The organism is Streptomyces sp. NPDC107538, from assembly GCF_055657445.1.
In genome coordinates, this window is record NZ_JBVKAY010000014.1 from 197,652 (window position 1) to 212,293 (window position 14,642).

A 14,642-nucleotide genomic window follows, 5' to 3' on the forward strand; every position below is an offset into this window, starting at 1 on the left:
CGAGAGCGGAGCGGGGAGCAGAAGCGGCAGTGGCGGTTCAGCAGTCAGTGGGTCCGGACCCGTACTTCCCGGCGAACGGCGATTCCCGTTACCGGGTGCATCGGTACGAGCTGGCTGTGGACTACCGGCCGGGGCCGAACCGGCTGGCGGGCACCGCGCGGCTCAACGCCATAGCGGGCCGGGCCGCGCTCGCCGAGTTCCAGCTGAACCTCGCCGACTTCAAGATCGGCCGGGTGCGGGTGGACGGCCGGGCGCCGCACTATTCGCACCGGGGCGGCAGACTGCGGATCCGGCCCGCGAAGCCGATCCGGCCGGGGGCCGCGTTCACGGTCGAGGTGCACTGGTCGGGCAATCCCAAGCCGGTGAACAGCCCCTGGGGCGGGCTCGGTTGGGAGGAGCTGACCGACGGGGCGCTGGTGGCGAGCCAGCCGGTCGGAGCGCCGTCCTGGTATCCGTGCAACGACCGGCCCGCCGACAAGGCCGCGTACCAGATCTCGGTCACTACGCCGTCGGCGTACCAGGTGGTGGCGGGCGGGCGGCTGCTGACCCGTACGACGAAGGCGTCCACGACGACCTGGGTGTACGAGCAGTCGGCGCCGACGTCGAGCTATCTGGTCGGGCTGTCGATCGGCAAGTACCAGACGGTGCTGCTGGGCGACCCGCGGCCCGGTGGCATCCCGCAGCACGGGCACATCCCGGCCCATCTGCTCACCGAGTTCTCCCGGGACTTCGCGCGGCAGCCCGCCATGATGGAGCTGTTCGAGGAGCTCTTCGGGCCGTACCCGTTCGGCGAGTACGCGGTCGTGGTGACCGAGGAGGAGCTCGATGTCCCCGTCGAGGCGCAGGGGTTGTCGCTGTTCGGCGCCAACCACGTGGACGGGGCACGGGGTTCGGAGCGGCTGGTGGCGCACGAGCTGGCGCACCAGTGGTTCGGCAACAGTGTGTCCATCGCCGACTGGCGGCACATCTGGCTGAACGAGGGGTTCGCCAAGTACGCGGAGTGGCTGTGGTCGGAGCGGTCCGGGGGCCGTACGGCGCATCAACTGGCCGCCGCCGCGCACCGGAAGCTCGCCGCGCTCCCCCAGGACCTGCGGCTGGCCGACCCGGGCCGCAAGCTGATGTTCGACGACCGGCTCTACGAGCGCGGGGGGCTGACCGTGCACGCGGTGCGCTGTGCGCTCGGCGACGACGCGTTCTTCCGGATGCTGCGCGGCTGGGCGACCGTGCACCGCGGGGGCGCGGTGACCACGGCCGGCTTCACCGCGCACGCGGGGCGCTACGCGGACGGGCCGCTGGACGACCTGTTCCGGGCCTGGCTGCGGGAGCCCGCGCTGCCGCCACTGCCCGCGCCGAAGGGGCCCACGCTCCCGGCGCGTCCGACCTATCCGCCGACGAACACGGGCCCGGCGTAGGGCCTCTTCGGGCGGCCCTCGTACGGCTTCCACGTGGGGTCGGTACGGGTTCGTGCGGGACCGGGTGCGCGGGGCGGGCAGAATGGCCGCCATGTCGTCGCGTCGCAGTGGTTCCAAGGCCAGGTCCAAGAGCGGAGCCTCCCGGGTCTCCTCGCCGACCCCGCGCACCTGCCCCTGCGGGCTGCCGCAGGCCTACGAGGACTGCTGTGGGCGCTACCACTCGGGGAGCGCCTCCGCGCCGACCGCCGAGGCGCTGATGCGGTCGCGCTTCAGCGCCTTCGTCGTCCGCGACGAGGCGTATCTGCTGCGCAGCTGGCACCCCCGGACGCGGCCCGCCGATGTCGCCTTCGACACGACGATGCGCTGGACCGGCCTGGAGATCCTGGACACCCGGGACGGCTCGGCCTTCCACACCACCGGCACGGTCACCTTCCGCGCCTCGTTCCGCGGTGGCTCGCTGCACGAGCGGAGCCGGTTCGAGCGGGTGGACGGGGCCTGGGTGTACGTGGACGGGGAGTTCCTGGACTAGGGCAGGACTAGGGCCCCCGGTACGGGAGGCCCGGGTCAACCGGCGGCCGGGGTGTGGCCGTTGGGGGCCAGGATGTCCAGTTCCTGGAGGGCGCCCGCGGTGATCTCCCGGGTGAGTTCCTCGGCGCGGGTGGTGTCGCGTGCGCGGATGGCCTCGGCGACCTGGACGTGGAGGGTGACGGCGGCGGGGTCGGGGTCGTCGAACATGACGGCGTGGTGGGTGCGTCCGGCGAGGACCTCCTCGACGACATCGCCGAGGCGGGCGAACATCTCGTTGCCGGAGGCGTCGAGGATCAGCCGGTGGAAGGCGACGTCGTGGTGGAGGTAGCCCTCCAGCTTGTGGCCGCGTGAGTGGGCGACCATGCCGAGGGCGCACTCGGTGATCGCGGCGCACTGCTCGGCCGTGGCGTTGCGCGCGGCGAGGCCCGCGGCGATCGGTTCGACGGCGCCCCGGAGCACGGTCAGCGACCGCAGCTGGCGGGGGCGGTCCGCGCCGGCCAGCCGCCAGCGGATGACCTGGGGGTCGTAGACGTTCCATTCGGCGGACGGGCGGACGATCACACCGACCCGTCGGCGGGACTCGACCAGGTGCATGGACTCCAGGACCCGGACCGCCTCGCGCATCACCGAGCGGGACACCTCGAAGGTCTGGGCGAGTTCGTCCGTGCGCAGCACGCTGCCCGGCGGGTACTCGCCCGCCGTGATCGCCGGTCCGAGGGTGTCGAGTACTCGGCCGTGCAGCCCCCGGCCCGGTGTGGTCATGGGGAGAAGGGTACGAGGAGCGAGGAGTGAAGAAAAAGTCAGACTTATTTAGGTCGAGGGCTTGAATTAGTCGTACCTAATAGGTTTCAGTGTCGTCGACGTCGGGTGACGTCTCAGATGTCGACGAAGACAGCGAGGTAGCGATGCGTACCCCTCATGTCGTCGTGGTGATGGGCGTGGCAGGAACCGGGAAGACCACGATCGGTCCCCTGCTCGCGGCCCGGCTCGGCGTTCCGTACGCCGAGGGCGACGACTTCCACCCCGAGGCCAACATCGCCAAGATGTCGGCCGGGACACCGCTGGACGACGCGGACCGGGGGCCGTGGCTGGACGCCATCGGCGCGTGGGCCCACGGCCGGGACGGGCTCGGCGGGGTGGTCAGCTGTTCCGCGCTGAAGCGGGCGTACCGGGACCGGCTGCGGGCCGCCGCACCGGGGGTCGTGTTCGTGCACCTCGCCGGTGACCGTGCGCTCATCGAGGACCGGATGTCCCACCGTCAGGGCCACTTCATGCCGACGGCGCTGCTCGACTCGCAGTTCGCCACGCTGCAGCCGCTCCAGGCGGACGAGGCGGGCGTGACGGTCGGTGTGGCGGGCACACCCGAGGAGATCACCGAGCGGGCGGTCGCCGCGCTGCGGGAGTCCGATCCGGCGGCCTCGTAACTCTCTGTCGCCTTCCTTTCCCTCCCTCCCCTTCTCCCCCCTTCAAGGAATCACCGTGACCAGACTCAACGTCGAGCTGCTGGCAGCGGACCCCGTCGAGCCGATCACCTCGGCGGGGCACGCGCAGCTGGGCATCGCCGTACTGGCGGGCATCGCCGTGATCGTCGTGCTCATCACCAGGTTCAAGGTGCACGCCTTCCTGGCGCTGACCATCGGCTCGCTCGCGCTGGGCGCGTTCGCCGGGGCGCCGCTGGACAAGGCGATCGTCAGCTTCACCACCGGGCTCGGGACGACCGTGGCCGGGGTGGGCGTCCTCATCGCGCTGGGTGCGATCCTCGGCAAGCTGCTGGCGGACTCCGGGGGCGCCGACGAGATCGTCGACACGATCCTCGCGAAGGCCGGCGGGCGGGCGATGCCCTGGGCGATGGTGCTGATCGCCTCCGTGATCGGGCTGCCGCTGTTCTTCGAGGTCGGGATCGTGCTGCTGATCCCGGTCGTGCTGATGGTCGCCAAGCGCGGCAACTACTCGCTGATGCGTATCGGCATCCCGGCCCTCGCCGGTCTGTCCGTCATGCACGGGCTGATCCCGCCGCACCCCGGCCCGCTGGTCGCCATCGACGCCGTGGGGGCCAACCTGGGGGTGACGCTGGCGCTGGGCCTGGTCGTCGCGATACCGACCGTGATCATCGCCGGGCCGCTGTTCTCGAAGTACGCGGCCCGCTGGGTGGACGTGCCGGTGCCCGAGCGGATGATTCCGCCGCGCGCCTCGGAGGAGCTGGCGAAGCGGCCCGGATTCGGCGCGACGCTCGCGACCGTGCTGCTGCCGGTGGTGCTGATGCTGGCCAAGGCGCTCGTGGACATCGTCGTGGACGATCCCGAGAACATGGTGCAGCGGGTCTTCGACGTGGCCGGCTCACCGCTGATCGCGCTGCTCGCGGCGGTGCTCGTGGGCATGTTCACGCTCGGCCGGGCGGCCGGGTTCACCAAGGAGCGGCTCGGGTCGACCGTCGAGAAGTCCCTCGCGCCGATCGCGGGCATCCTGCTGATCGTCGGCGCGGGCGGCGGCTTCAAGCAGACGCTGATCGACTCCGGGGTCGGGCAGATGATCCTGGAGATCTCCGAGGACTGGTCCATCCCCGCGCTCGTCCTGGCCTGGCTGATCGCGGTCGCGATCCGGCTGGCGACCGGGTCGGCGACGGTCGCGACGATCTCGGCGGCGGGCCTGGTGGCCCCCCTCGCCGCGGACATGTCGACGACCCACACGGCCCTGCTCGTCCTCGCCATCGGCGCCGGCTCGCTCTTCTTCAGCCATGTCAACGACGCCGGGTTCTGGATGGTCAAGGAGTACTTCGGGATGACCGTCGGCCAGACCATCAAGACCTGGTCGGTGATGGAGACGATCATCTCGGTGGTGGCGGGCGCGATCGTGCTGCTGTTGTCGCTGATCATCTAGGCGGTACGGGACCGGGCCTGTCCTGGTCCGGACGGGGAGCATCCGCTGTGTCCGGCTCTACGGCCGCCACAGCGGATGTTCGCTGTCCGCCCACTCCCGGCTCACGGAACCCGTGCGCAGCCCCCGCCGTGCCTCGGGGTCGCCCAGGGCCATGCCGATGTGGCCGCCCAGGACGATGCCGATGGTCAGGGCCAGCCAGTCGTGGACGAAGGTCGCGCTGGTGCGCCACATCAGGGGGGTGAGGTGGGTGAACCACATCATCAGGCCCGTGGCGAGCATGACGAGGGTGGCGCCCGCGATCCAGGAGGCGTAGAGCTTCTGGCCGGCGTTGAACTTGGCCGCCGGGCGGCTGCCGGGGGTGCGGCGGCGGGCGGCGCGGAGCCAGACGCGGTCGTGCGGGCCCCAGCGGTTCAGCCGGCCGAGGTCCGCGCGGAACGCCCGGGAGGCGAGGCCCGCGAGGACCGGCAGGGGCAGCAGCAGTCCCGTCCACTTGTGGACCGTCACCACCAGGGCCCGGCGGCCGACCAGTTCGGCGAGGGCGGGGACGTAGAGGCAGGCCGCCGTCGCCACGCAGATGCCCATCAGCACGGCCGTGGTGCGGTGGATCCAGCGTTCGGCGGCCGTGAAGCGGCGGACGCGGGCCGTCTCCCGCACGGGCGGCTCGTCAAGTAGTGGGTTCATCGTCCCGCCCGTTCGACCGGCCGACCCAGGCGTCGATGTCGTAGCCGCGCTCCTCCCAGTAGCCGGGCTCGACCTCCTTCGTGACCTCGATGCCGGAGAGCCATTTGGCCGACTTGTAGAAGTACATGGGGGCCACGTACAGCCGGACCGGGCCGCCGTGGTGGTGGCTGATGTCCTTGTCCTGCATCCGCAGGGCCACCAGGACGTCCGCGCGACGGGCCTGCTCCAGGGTGAGGCTCTCGCTGTACGCCCCGTCGAAGCAGGTGAAGCGGACCGCGCCCGCCGAGGAGCGCACCCCGGCCGCGTCCAGGAGCGCGGAGAGCCGTACGCCCTCGAACGGGGTGTCCGGCACCCGCCAGCCGGTGACGCACTGGACGTCCTTGACCATCCGGGTCTGTGGGAGGGCCCGCAGGTCGGCGAGGGTGTAGGAGGTGGGTCTGTCGACCTGGCCGCCGACGGTGAGGCGGTAGTTCCTCGCGGTCTTGCGGGGCACGGACGACGTCACCGAGTAGTAGCGGAAGCCGCCGCCGTTGGGGAGCAGGCCGGTCAGACCGGTGGGGTCCTTCTGGGCGGCCTCGCCGAGGAACGCCTCCATGCCGCGCTGGAGCACGGGCGCGGAGACCACGCCGAGGGCGCCGAGACCGAGGGTGCCGAGGAGGACGCGGCGGCCGATGGGTGCGCCGCGCTCCGGTTCGCCCTCTTCGGGTTGCTCCGTCGGCGCTGACCTCGCTTCGGGGTGTTCAGGGTTCACCCCTTGATTCGAACATCCGCCACCCCTGTCGGGCGAGGGATCGCGGATGTCCGTCAGAATTCCGTAACCACCGACCGCTCGGGGTGGCCGCACCGCTCGGGGTCAGCGGACCGCCTTCGCCGCCGCGCGGCCCGCCGTACGGCCGGAGAACAGGCAGCCGCCGAGGAACGTGCCCTCCAGGGAGCGGTAGCCGTGCACACCGCCACCGCCGAAACCGGCGGCCTCACCGGCCGCGTACACGCCCTCCAGCGGGTCGCCGCCCTCGGTGAGGACGCGGGAGGAGAGGTCGGTCTCCAGGCCGCCGAGGGTCTTGCGGGTCAGGATGTTCAGGCGGACGGCGATCAGCGGGCCCGCCTTGGGGTCGAGGATGCGGTGCGGGGTGGCGGTGCGGATCAGCTTGTCACCGAGGTAGTTGCGGGCGCCCCGGATCGACATGACCTGGAGGTCCTTGGTGAAGGGGTTGGCGACCTCGCGGTCCCGGGAGACGATCTCGCGGCGCAGCTCGGCCTCGTCGATCAGCGGTTCCTTGGTCAGCGCGTTCATGCCGCGCACCAGGGAGCCGAGGTCCTTCTCGACGACGAAGTCGACGCCGTTGTCCATGAACGCCTTCACCGGGCCGGGGACGTCCGCGCGGGCCCGGATGAAGACGTCCTTGACGGACTTGCCGGTGAGGTCGGGGTTCTGCTCGGAGCCGGAGAGCGCGAACTCCTTGCCGATGATCTTCTGGTCGAGGACGAACCACGTGTAGTCGTAGCCGGTCTTCATGATGTGTTCGAGGGTGCCGAGGGTGTCGAAGCCCGGGAACAGCGGGACCGGGAGCCGCCTGCCGCGGGCGTCCAGCCAGAGCGAGGACGGGCCGGGGAGGATGCGGATGCCGTGGTTCTCCCAGATCGGGTTCCAGTTCTGGATGCCCTCGGTGTAGTGCCACATGCGGTCGCGGTTGATGAGGCGGGCGCCCGTCTCCTCGGCGATGGCGAGCATCTTGCCGTCGACGTGCGCGGGCACGCCGGAGATCATCTTCTCCGGGGGGTTGCCGAGGCGCTCGGGCCAGTTGGCGCGGACCAGGTCGTGGTTGCCGCCGATGCCGCCGGAGGTGACGATCACGGCCTGGGCCTTCAGTTCGAAGGCGCCGGTGACCGTGCGGGTGCTGGCCTGGCCGCGCTCGATCGTCGAGGGCTCCAGGATCTCGCCGGTGACGGTGTCGACGGCGCCCGCGCTGCGCGACAGGCCGGTCACCCGGTGCCGGAACTTCAGCTGGACCAGGCCCCGGGCGACGCCTTCCCGCACCCGCCGCTCGAAGGGCGCGACGAGGCCGGGGCCGGTGCCCCAGGTGATGTGGAAGCGGGGGACGGAGTTGCCGTGGCCGTTGGCGTCGTAGCCGCCGCGCTCGGCCCAGCCGACCACCGGGAAGAAACGCACTCCCTGCTTGTGCAGCCAGGACCGCTTCTCGGTGGCCGCGAAGTTGACGTACGCCTCGGCCCACTTGCGCGGCCAGTGGTCCTCCTCGCGGTCGAAGGCGGCCGTGCCCATCCAGTCCTGGAGGGCGAGGGCGTGGCTGTCCTTGATCCGCAGCCGGCGCTGCTCGGGCGAGTCGACGAAGAAGAGCCCGCCGAAGGACCAGTGCGCCTGGCCGCCGATCGACTGCTCCGGCTCCTGGTCGAGGAGGATCACCTTGCGGCCCGCGTCGACGAGCTCCGCGGTCGCCGCGAGCCCGGCGAGGCCCGCCCCGATCACGATCACATCTGCGTCGTACGACATGGAGGACGTCCTCTCGGGAACGGGTCGGGCGGCCGGCGGCGTGCCGGGGCAGGCCGGATACCGCCCAGCGCTTTGTTACTGGCCGGTCAGCAGCTTTGTGGCAACAGATCCTTCGGCACCGGAGTGACCTAGTCAACTGCGGGGATGTGTCTCCTCTTACGGACAGGTCACGGCCGGGTGGTTAGAGTCCGAGGACAGACACATTGACCGTTATGCCCCCTGTTGATCGTCAGAGGTGCCCCCACCGTGTCGGTTCTCGTCCTGATCCTTGCCGTGAGTGCCGCCTGTTGTCTGGGTTTCGGCTTCGTTCTCCAGCAGCAGGCCGCCGCGCACGCCCCGCTCAGCGACTTCCTCTCGCCCCGGCTGCTGCTCGACCTGATCCGGGTGCCGCGCTGGCTCGGCGGGATCGGGCTGATGGTGTGCGGCATGGCCCTGGGTGCGATCGCGCTCAGCCAGGGCGAGGTGACCCTCGTGGAACCCCTCCTCGCCACGAACCTCCTCTTCGCGCTCGCCCTCTCCCGCCGGCAGACCCGTCAGCCGCTGGGCCGCCAGGGCTGGGCGGGGCTGGTGCTGCTCGCGGGCGGCGTGACCGCGTTCATCGTCGCGGGGCGGCCGGAGGGCGGTGCCGCAGTGGGCGGGCCCGTGCGGCAGTGGCTGATCATCGGTGTCATGGCGGGGCTCGCGCTGCTGCTCACGGCGTACGCGAAGCGGTCCCGGCTGAGCGCCGCGCCCGTGCTCCTCGCGGTCGCCGCGGGGCTCCTCTACGGCGTCCAGGACGCGCTGACCCGGGTCAGCGGGCAGGTGTTCGGGGAGAGTGGTTGGAGCGGGCTGTTCACCACGTGGCAGCCGTACGGGGTGGTCCTGCTCGGGGTGACCGGGCTGCTGCTGGTGCAGAGCGCGTTCGAGGCGGGGCCGCTGCGGATGTCCTTGCCGGCCCTGACCGCGGCGCAGCCGTTGGCGGGGATCGTGTGCGGGGTGGGGTTCCTGGGGGACCGGTTGCGGATGGACGCGGGGGCGCTGGCCTGGGAGGCCGTGGGGTTGGCGGGGGCGGTGGTGGGGGTGGTGTTGCTCGGGATGCATCCGGCCATGCCGTGCGGCTCCGCGGGCGGCTCCGCGGGCGGCTCCGCGGGCGGCTCCGCGGGCGGCTCCGCGGGCGGCTCCGCGGGCGGCTCCGCCGGGGGTGCGCGGGAGGGGGCGGGGGTTCGGGTCGCGTAGCGGGTGCGGGTGGGTGGGGCTTCTCGCGCAGTTCCCCGCGCCCCTGAAAAGCAGGGGCTGCGCCCCGTGCTTTTCGGCCCGAAAGGGCCGTAGGCCCGTCAGGGCCTGCGGCCCTCAAGGGGCGCGGGGAACTGCGCGGGAAGCCCCCACTCACCCGCGCCCGACGACGGACCCGCTTGGATGGGTCCATGAGTGCCACCGACGAGATTCTCGACATCGTGGATGGGGAGGGGCGGGTGTTCGTGCATCGGCGGACGGAGACGAAGCTGGTCTTTCCGTCGCTGTACGACCTGTTCGTGGGCGGGGTGGTCGGCGCGGGCGAGTCCTATGACGACGCGGCGCTGCGGGAGGCCGTGGAGGAGCTGGGGGTCTCGGGGCTGCCGCGCCCCGATCCGCTCTTCAAGTTCCTGTACGACGACGGCGCCGGGAAGACGTGGTGGTCGGCCGTGTACGAGGTCCGCTGCGCGCTGCCGGTGGATCCGCAGGTGGAGGAGGTCGCCTGGCACGGGTTCCTCACCGAGGCCGAGGTGGAGCGGCGGCTGGGCGAGTGGGCCTGGGTGCCGGACGGGCTGGCGGCGTACGAGCGGCTGAGGGTGAGGACGAGGGCGAGGGAGCACAGGGGCGACCAGGGCGACCAGGGCATCGAAGTCGACCGGTAGTGTCCTGTGCGTGATCGAATTTGTACGGAACGTCCGGCTCTGGTTCGCTCCCGAGGGGGTCCGGGAGGAAGGCGGGACCCCGGACTACCGGTTCTCCCTGGCCAATGAGCGGACCTTCCTCGCCTGGCTGCGCACCTCGCTCGCGCTCATCGGCGGCGGTTTCGCGGTGGACCAGTTCCTGCCGGACCTGCGCTGGGGCTGGCGGGTGGGGCTCGCGCTCGCCCTGCTGGCCGCCGGGGTGCTGTGCGCGCTGCGGGCGGTCAACCACTGGGTGCGTTGCGAGCGGGCGATGCGGCGCGGGGAGGATCTGCCGGTGTCCCGCTTCCCGGCGGTGCTCAGCCTGGTGGTCGCCGTGGTCGCCGTCGCCATGGTCGCCGTCGTCCTGCTCGGGTGGGAGGGGTGACCCCGGGGCCCGCCGCCGTGGGGGCGCCCGACCGGGACCCCGGGCTCCAGCCCGAACGCACCCGGCTCGCGTGGCGCCGTACGACCCTCACGGGGGCCGTGGTCGCCGTCCTGGCCGGGAAGTCCGCGCTGCACGGCGGGCCGTCGGCGGCGGGTGCGACGGCGGCGGCGCTGTGCGTGGCACTGTGGCTGGGCCTCCTGGCGCTCGCCCACCGCCGGATCCACACCCTGACGGCCGTCCGCCCCGCCGTCCTCGCGCCCCGGACTGCCACGGCGGCCGCCCTGTGCGTGATCGCCCTCGCGGTGTGCGGCGCGGCCCTGGTGTTCTGAAGAGCAAGCCTTGGTGTGTGCATGGAGTTTCTAAAAGGAAGAACTGGGACTTCTGTGACTAGCCTGGAGATGTCACCCCCACCCCACCGAAGGTGAGCACGATGACGCTCCTGCACCAGGAACACCCCGTTCACGACCACGACCACGGCCCGACCTGCGGACATGTCGCCGTGTCGCACGGTGACCACACCGACTACGCGCACGACGGGCATCTGCACCGCGAGCACTCCGGGCACTGGGACGAATGCGAGCCGAGCGAGCACACCGCGCACGACGGGCACGCCCACGAGCACGGCGAGGACTGCGGCCACCAGGCGGTCACGCACGGGGACCACGTGGACTATGTGCACGACGGCCACCGGCACGCCGCCCACGACGGGCACTGGGACGACCACTGACGGCATCACCCGCGCCGTTCCGTACCCCGGATTCCACCGGATCGTCGCCGACTGGCAGGCTCTGACCAGCAGTTGGCGACGATCCGGGGGGATGAAAGGGGTCATTATGACCGCGGAAGAGCCGTACACCGTCGAGCTCGCGAGCGACGTGTACGCGTATGTGCAGCCGGACGGCGGATGGTGTCTGAACAACTCGGGTTTCGTGAGTGACGGAACCACCACCCTGCTCGTGGACACGGCGGCGACGGAGCGCCGGACCCGGGCGCTGGGCGCCGCGCTCGACGCGACGGGCGTCCCGAGGCCCCGCTTCCTGGTCAACACGCACCACCACGGCGACCACACCTACGGCAACGGGCACTTCACACCGGAAGCCACCCTCGTCTCGCACGCGGCCTGCCGCCGCGAGGCGCTCGCCAGCGGGCAGCACCTCCATCTGCTGTGGCCGCAGACCGACTTCGGGGAAGTACGCATCCAGGGCGCGGACCTGACGTACGACGACCGTGTGACGCTGCACGTCGGGGACATCGAGGCGCAGGTCATCCACCCGGGTGTGTCACACACGGTCGGCGACTCCGTGGTGTGGCTGCCGCACCGGCGGGTGCTGTTCGCCGGGGACCTGGTCTTCGAGGGCGGGACGCCGTTCTTCCTCATGGGCTCGCTCAGCGGTTCGCTGCGCGCGCTGGCGCTGCTGCGCGAGCTGGGCGCCGAGACCGTCGTACCGGGGCACGGGCCGGTCACCGACCCGTCGGCGTTCGACAAGGCCGAGCGGTACATGCGGTTCGTGGCCGAGGTCGCCGAGAAGTCGCACGCGGCGGGGCTGACCCCGCTGGAGGCCGCGCGGAACACGGATCTCGGCGAGTACGCCGCGCTGCCGGAGAGCGAGCGGCTGGTGGCGAACCTGCGCCGGGCCTACGCCGAGCTGGACGGGCACCCGGAGGGCGAGGGCGTGGACCCGTTCGCCGGATTCATGGACATGGCGACCGTGAACGGTGGGGAGATGATGACCTGCCACGCGTGACGGACGGCGGGTGGCTCTCCGCTTCGGGATCCGGCCGCGTCCGGCGGCCGGATCCCGTCGAGACTCCGATCACTTTCGCGTCGCCCACTGGACGACATACCGACCGGTCGGCATCATGAGGGGGTACGGTCCGGTAAACCGCGCGTAGGAGCGATGATGCACCCAGACCACCCGCCAGGTCTCGACCTCGACCGGCTCCGTGCCCTGCTCGACACCGAGCGGCCCGGACTCGTGGGCGGCCCGCTCACCGGCCGGCTGATCGAGGGCGGACGGTCGAACCTGACGTACGAGGTCACGGACGGCACCGCGAGATGGGTCGTACGGCGGCCGCCGCTGGGCCATGTGCTGGCGACCGCGCACGACATGAAGCGCGAGCACCGCGTGATCAGCGCGCTGCACACCACCGACGTGCCGGTGCCGCGTCCCGTGCTGTTCTGCGACGACGAGGAGGTGCTCGGCGCGCCCTTCTACGTCATGGACTTCGTCGAGGGCACCCCCTACCGCACCGCCGAGCAGCTCGCCCCGCTCGGTCCGGAGCGCACCCGGGCGGCCGTCCTGGGCCTGGTCGACACCCTCGTCGAGCTGCACGCGGTGGACCCGGCCGAGGTGGGCCTGGCCGACTTCGGGCGCCCGGCGGGCTTCCTCGACCGTCAACTGCGGCGCTGGGGCAAGCAGTTGGACGCGTCCCGCAACCGCGAGCTGGCCGGCATCGACGAGCTGCACGCCGCCCTGGGCCGCCAACTGCCCCACTCCCCCGCCGCGACCGTCGTGCACGGCGACTACCGCCTCGACAATGTGCTGCTCGGCGAGGACGACCGGATCCGGGCCATCCTCGACTGGGAGATGTCCACGCTCGGCGACCCTCTCACCGACCTGGGCCTGCTGGTGATGTACAGCGTGCCGCTGGCCACGCCCGACTCCCCCGTCTCCACGACCGCGACGGCCGCCGGGCACCCGGATCCGGCCGAGATCGTCGAGCGGTACGCGGCCCGCTCGGGCCGCGACGTCTCCGCGGTGTCCTGGTACACGGCGTTCGCGTGGTTCAAGCTCGCCGTGATCCTGGAGGGCATCCACTACCGGTACACCCTCGGCCAGACGGTCGGCCGCGGCTTCGACCGTATCGGCGACCTGGTCCCCGTCTTCATCGAACACGGCCTGACGACACTTCGTACCGGCCCCGGCTCCGATTCCGATTCCGGCTCCGGTTCCCGCTCCCAGGAAGGCTGACCACCCATGGACTTCGCATTCGACGCCCGTACGGAGGAGCTGCGCGCCAAGCTCCTCGCCTTCATGGACGAGTACGTCTACCCGGCGGAAGCCGTGGCCGAGGAGCAGCGGGCCGGGCTGGCCTCGCCGTGGGACACCCCGGCCGTGGTGGAGGAGCTGAAGGCCGAGGCCCGCAGGCAGGGCCTGTGGAACCTCTTCCTGCCCGACTCCGAGTACGGGGCCGGGCTCACCAACCTCCAGTACGCCCCCCTCGCCGAGATCACCGGCCGCTCCCCGCAGCTGGCGCCGACCGCGCTGAACTGCGCCGCGCCCGACACCGGGAACATGGAGGTGCTGACCCAGTTCGGCGACGAGGCGCAGAAGAAGCAGTGGCTGCAGCCGCTGCTCGCCGGTGAGATCCGCTCCGCGTTCGCGATGACCGAGCCGGAGGTGGCCTCCTCGGACGCCACCAACATCACCACGCTGATCGAGCGGGACGGTGACGACTACGTCATCACCGGGCGCAAGTGGTACATCTCCGGGGCCATGAACCCCGACTGCCAGATCTTCATCGTGATGGGCAAGACGGACCCCGGCGGGGCCGATGTCCGCCGTCAGCAGTCGATGGTGCTGGTGCCGCGCGACACCCCGGGTGTCACGGTGAAGCGGGCGATGCGGGTGTTCGGGTACGAGGACCACTCCCACGGCGGTCACGCCGAGGTGGTCTTCGAGGGTGCGCGGGTGCCCGTGTCGAACCTGATCGGCGAGGAGGGCGGCGGCTTCGCCATCGCCCAGGCCCGCCTCGGGCCCGGCCGTATCCACCACTGCATGCGGCTCATCGGGATGGCCGAGCGGGCGATCGAGCTGATGTGCCGGCGGGCGGTGGCCCGGGAGGCCTTCGGCAAGTCGCTGGCCCAGCAGGGCGTCGTCCACAACTGGATCGCCGACGCGCGGGTCGCCGTCGAGCAGTTGCGGCTGCTGGTGCTCAAGACGGCCTGGATGATGGACACGGTCGGCAACAAGGGGGCGCACACCGAGATCCAGGCGATCAAGATCGCGACGCCTCGGACGGTGGTGGACATTCTCGACCGGGCGATCCAGTTGTACGGGGCCGGGGGTGTCAGTCAGGACTTCCCGCTGGCGGAGCTGTATGCGGGGGCGCGGACGCTGATGATCGCGGACGGGCCGGATGAGGTGCATCAGCGGTCGTTGGCTCGGCGGGAGTTGAAGCGGTACGTGTGAGGGTGGGCGGGGGCGCCTCATAGCTCGGGGGGCGTGGGTTCGTTGGCGGGTGCGGGTCCGGTGGGGCTTCTCGCGCAGTTCCCCGCGCCCCTGAAGAGCCGGGGCTGCGCCCCGTGCTCTTCGGGCCGAGAAAGCAGGGGCGCAGCCCCGCTTTTTCAGGGGCGC

The 14,642-nt window shown here is 71.5% G+C and carries 16 protein-coding genes; 12 read left to right on the forward strand and 4 right to left on the reverse strand.

Annotation, left to right across the window (positions count from 1 at the left end):
• The first annotated feature begins 29 nt into the window (after window positions 1-29).
• A complete protein-coding gene (locus tag ACZ7MG_RS35485; protein WP_471389226.1) occupies window positions 30-1,412 on the forward strand; it encodes a M1 family metallopeptidase in 1,383 nt (460 codons plus the stop codon).
• A gap of 91 nt (window positions 1,413-1,503) precedes the next feature.
• The gene (locus ACZ7MG_RS35490; protein WP_471389224.1) at window positions 1,504-1,941 is read left to right on the forward strand and encodes a YchJ family protein; all 438 of its coding nucleotides are present in this window, start codon (window positions 1,504-1,506) and stop codon (window positions 1,939-1,941) included.
• Between the two features lie 35 nt (window positions 1,942-1,976).
• Here the strand turns inward: ACZ7MG_RS35490 and ACZ7MG_RS35495 are convergent, their stop codons facing one another.
• On the reverse strand, window positions 1,977-2,702 hold the full coding sequence (locus tag ACZ7MG_RS35495; RefSeq protein WP_471389221.1) for a FadR/GntR family transcriptional regulator: 726 nt from the start codon (window positions 2,700-2,702) through the stop codon (window positions 1,977-1,979).
• 143 nt (window positions 2,703-2,845) lie between these two features.
• Between ACZ7MG_RS35495 and ACZ7MG_RS35500 the strand changes: the two genes are divergently transcribed.
• Together ACZ7MG_RS35500 and ACZ7MG_RS35505 are read left to right on the forward strand one after the other, a co-directional pair.
• Window positions 2,846-3,364 carry a gluconokinase gene (locus tag ACZ7MG_RS35500; RefSeq protein ID WP_471389219.1) on the forward strand — a complete coding sequence of 173 codons (519 nt, stop codon included), beginning with the start codon at window positions 2,846-2,848 and terminating at the stop codon, window positions 3,362-3,364.
• 55 nt (window positions 3,365-3,419) lie between these two features.
• Window positions 3,420-4,817, forward strand: a complete 1,398-nt coding sequence (locus ACZ7MG_RS35505) for a GntP family permease (RefSeq protein WP_471389217.1) — start codon at window positions 3,420-3,422, stop codon at window positions 4,815-4,817.
• Between the two features lie 57 nt (window positions 4,818-4,874).
• Here ACZ7MG_RS35505 and ACZ7MG_RS35510 read toward each other — a convergent pair whose 3' ends face one another.
• From ACZ7MG_RS35510 to ACZ7MG_RS35520, 3 genes are all read right to left on the reverse strand, one after another.
• Window positions 4,875-5,498 carry a cytochrome b/b6 domain-containing protein gene (locus ACZ7MG_RS35510; protein ID WP_471389214.1) on the reverse strand — a complete coding sequence of 208 codons (624 nt, stop codon included), beginning with the start codon at window positions 5,496-5,498 and terminating at the stop codon, window positions 4,875-4,877.
• A complete protein-coding gene (locus ACZ7MG_RS35515; RefSeq protein WP_471389211.1) occupies window positions 5,482-6,249 on the reverse strand; it encodes a molybdopterin-dependent oxidoreductase in 768 nt (255 codons plus the stop codon). The genes ACZ7MG_RS35510 and ACZ7MG_RS35515 overlap by 17 nt, the downstream gene beginning before the upstream one ends.
• A 102-nt stretch (window positions 6,250-6,351) precedes the next feature.
• Window positions 6,352-8,007 (reverse strand): FAD-binding dehydrogenase, encoded by a 1,656-nt coding sequence (locus tag ACZ7MG_RS35520; protein ID WP_471389208.1) that lies wholly within the window; start codon window positions 8,005-8,007, stop codon window positions 6,352-6,354.
• Between the two features lie 246 nt (window positions 8,008-8,253).
• Between ACZ7MG_RS35520 and ACZ7MG_RS35525 the strand changes: the two genes are divergently transcribed.
• The 8 genes from ACZ7MG_RS35525 to ACZ7MG_RS35560 all read left to right on the forward strand — a co-directional run bounded on the left by ACZ7MG_RS35525 (window position 8,254) and on the right by ACZ7MG_RS35560 (window position 14,477).
• Window positions 8,254-9,222, forward strand: a complete 969-nt coding sequence (locus ACZ7MG_RS35525; RefSeq protein ID WP_471389205.1) for a DMT family transporter — start codon at window positions 8,254-8,256, stop codon at window positions 9,220-9,222.
• A 188-nt stretch (window positions 9,223-9,410) separates the two neighbouring features.
• A complete protein-coding gene (locus tag ACZ7MG_RS35530) occupies window positions 9,411-9,881 on the forward strand; it encodes an NUDIX domain-containing protein (protein ID WP_471389202.1) in 471 nt (156 codons plus the stop codon).
• 10 nt (window positions 9,882-9,891) lie between these two features.
• Window positions 9,892-10,284 carry a YidH family protein gene (locus tag ACZ7MG_RS35535; protein WP_471389199.1) on the forward strand — a complete coding sequence of 131 codons (393 nt, stop codon included), beginning with the start codon at window positions 9,892-9,894 and terminating at the stop codon, window positions 10,282-10,284.
• Window positions 10,281-10,613: a DUF202 domain-containing protein gene (locus tag ACZ7MG_RS35540; RefSeq protein WP_471389196.1), complete on the forward strand. Its 333-nt coding sequence runs from the start codon at window positions 10,281-10,283 to the stop codon at window positions 10,611-10,613. Before ACZ7MG_RS35535 ends, ACZ7MG_RS35540 begins: the two co-directional genes overlap by 4 nt.
• A 101-nt stretch (window positions 10,614-10,714) precedes the next feature.
• Window positions 10,715-11,011: a hypothetical protein gene (locus tag ACZ7MG_RS35545; protein WP_086762432.1), complete on the forward strand. Its 297-nt coding sequence runs from the start codon at window positions 10,715-10,717 to the stop codon at window positions 11,009-11,011.
• A 106-nt stretch (window positions 11,012-11,117) separates the two neighbouring features.
• Window positions 11,118-12,029: an MBL fold metallo-hydrolase gene (locus ACZ7MG_RS35550; protein ID WP_471389192.1), complete on the forward strand. Its 912-nt coding sequence runs from the start codon at window positions 11,118-11,120 to the stop codon at window positions 12,027-12,029.
• A gap of 156 nt (window positions 12,030-12,185) precedes the next feature.
• A complete protein-coding gene (locus tag ACZ7MG_RS35555; RefSeq protein ID WP_471389979.1) occupies window positions 12,186-13,256 on the forward strand; it encodes a phosphotransferase family protein in 1,071 nt (356 codons plus the stop codon).
• A gap of 6 nt (window positions 13,257-13,262) precedes the next feature.
• Entirely contained in the window at window positions 13,263-14,477 is a 1,215-nt protein-coding gene (locus ACZ7MG_RS35560) for an acyl-CoA dehydrogenase family protein (protein ID WP_471389190.1), read from the forward strand.
• The last annotated feature ends 165 nt before the right edge of the window (window positions 14,478-14,642 follow it).

Coding starts and splice junctions, on each gene's coding strand:
- ACZ7MG_RS35555 (WP_471389979.1), top strand. CDS start 12,186: ATGCACCCAGACCACCCGCCAGGTCTCGACCTCGACCGGCTCCGTGCC.
- ACZ7MG_RS35545 (WP_086762432.1), top strand. CDS start 10,715: ATGACGCTCCTGCACCAGGAACACCCCGTTCACGACCACGACCACGGC.
- ACZ7MG_RS35500 (WP_471389219.1), top strand. CDS start 2,846: ATGCGTACCCCTCATGTCGTCGTGGTGATGGGCGTGGCAGGAACCGGG.
- ACZ7MG_RS35530 (WP_471389202.1), top strand. CDS start 9,411: ATGAGTGCCACCGACGAGATTCTCGACATCGTGGATGGGGAGGGGCGG.
- ACZ7MG_RS35550 (WP_471389192.1), top strand. CDS start 11,118: ATGACCGCGGAAGAGCCGTACACCGTCGAGCTCGCGAGCGACGTGTAC.
- ACZ7MG_RS35490 (WP_471389224.1), top strand. CDS start 1,504: ATGTCGTCGCGTCGCAGTGGTTCCAAGGCCAGGTCCAAGAGCGGAGCC.
- ACZ7MG_RS35520 (WP_471389208.1), bottom strand. CDS start 8,007: ATGTCGTACGACGCAGATGTGATCGTGATCGGGGCGGGCCTCGCCGGG.
- ACZ7MG_RS35510 (WP_471389214.1), bottom strand. CDS start 5,498: ATGAACCCACTACTTGACGAGCCGCCCGTGCGGGAGACGGCCCGCGTC.
- ACZ7MG_RS35495 (WP_471389221.1), bottom strand. CDS start 2,702: ATGACCACACCGGGCCGGGGGCTGCACGGCCGAGTACTCGACACCCTC.
- ACZ7MG_RS35560 (WP_471389190.1), top strand. CDS start 13,263: ATGGACTTCGCATTCGACGCCCGTACGGAGGAGCTGCGCGCCAAGCTC.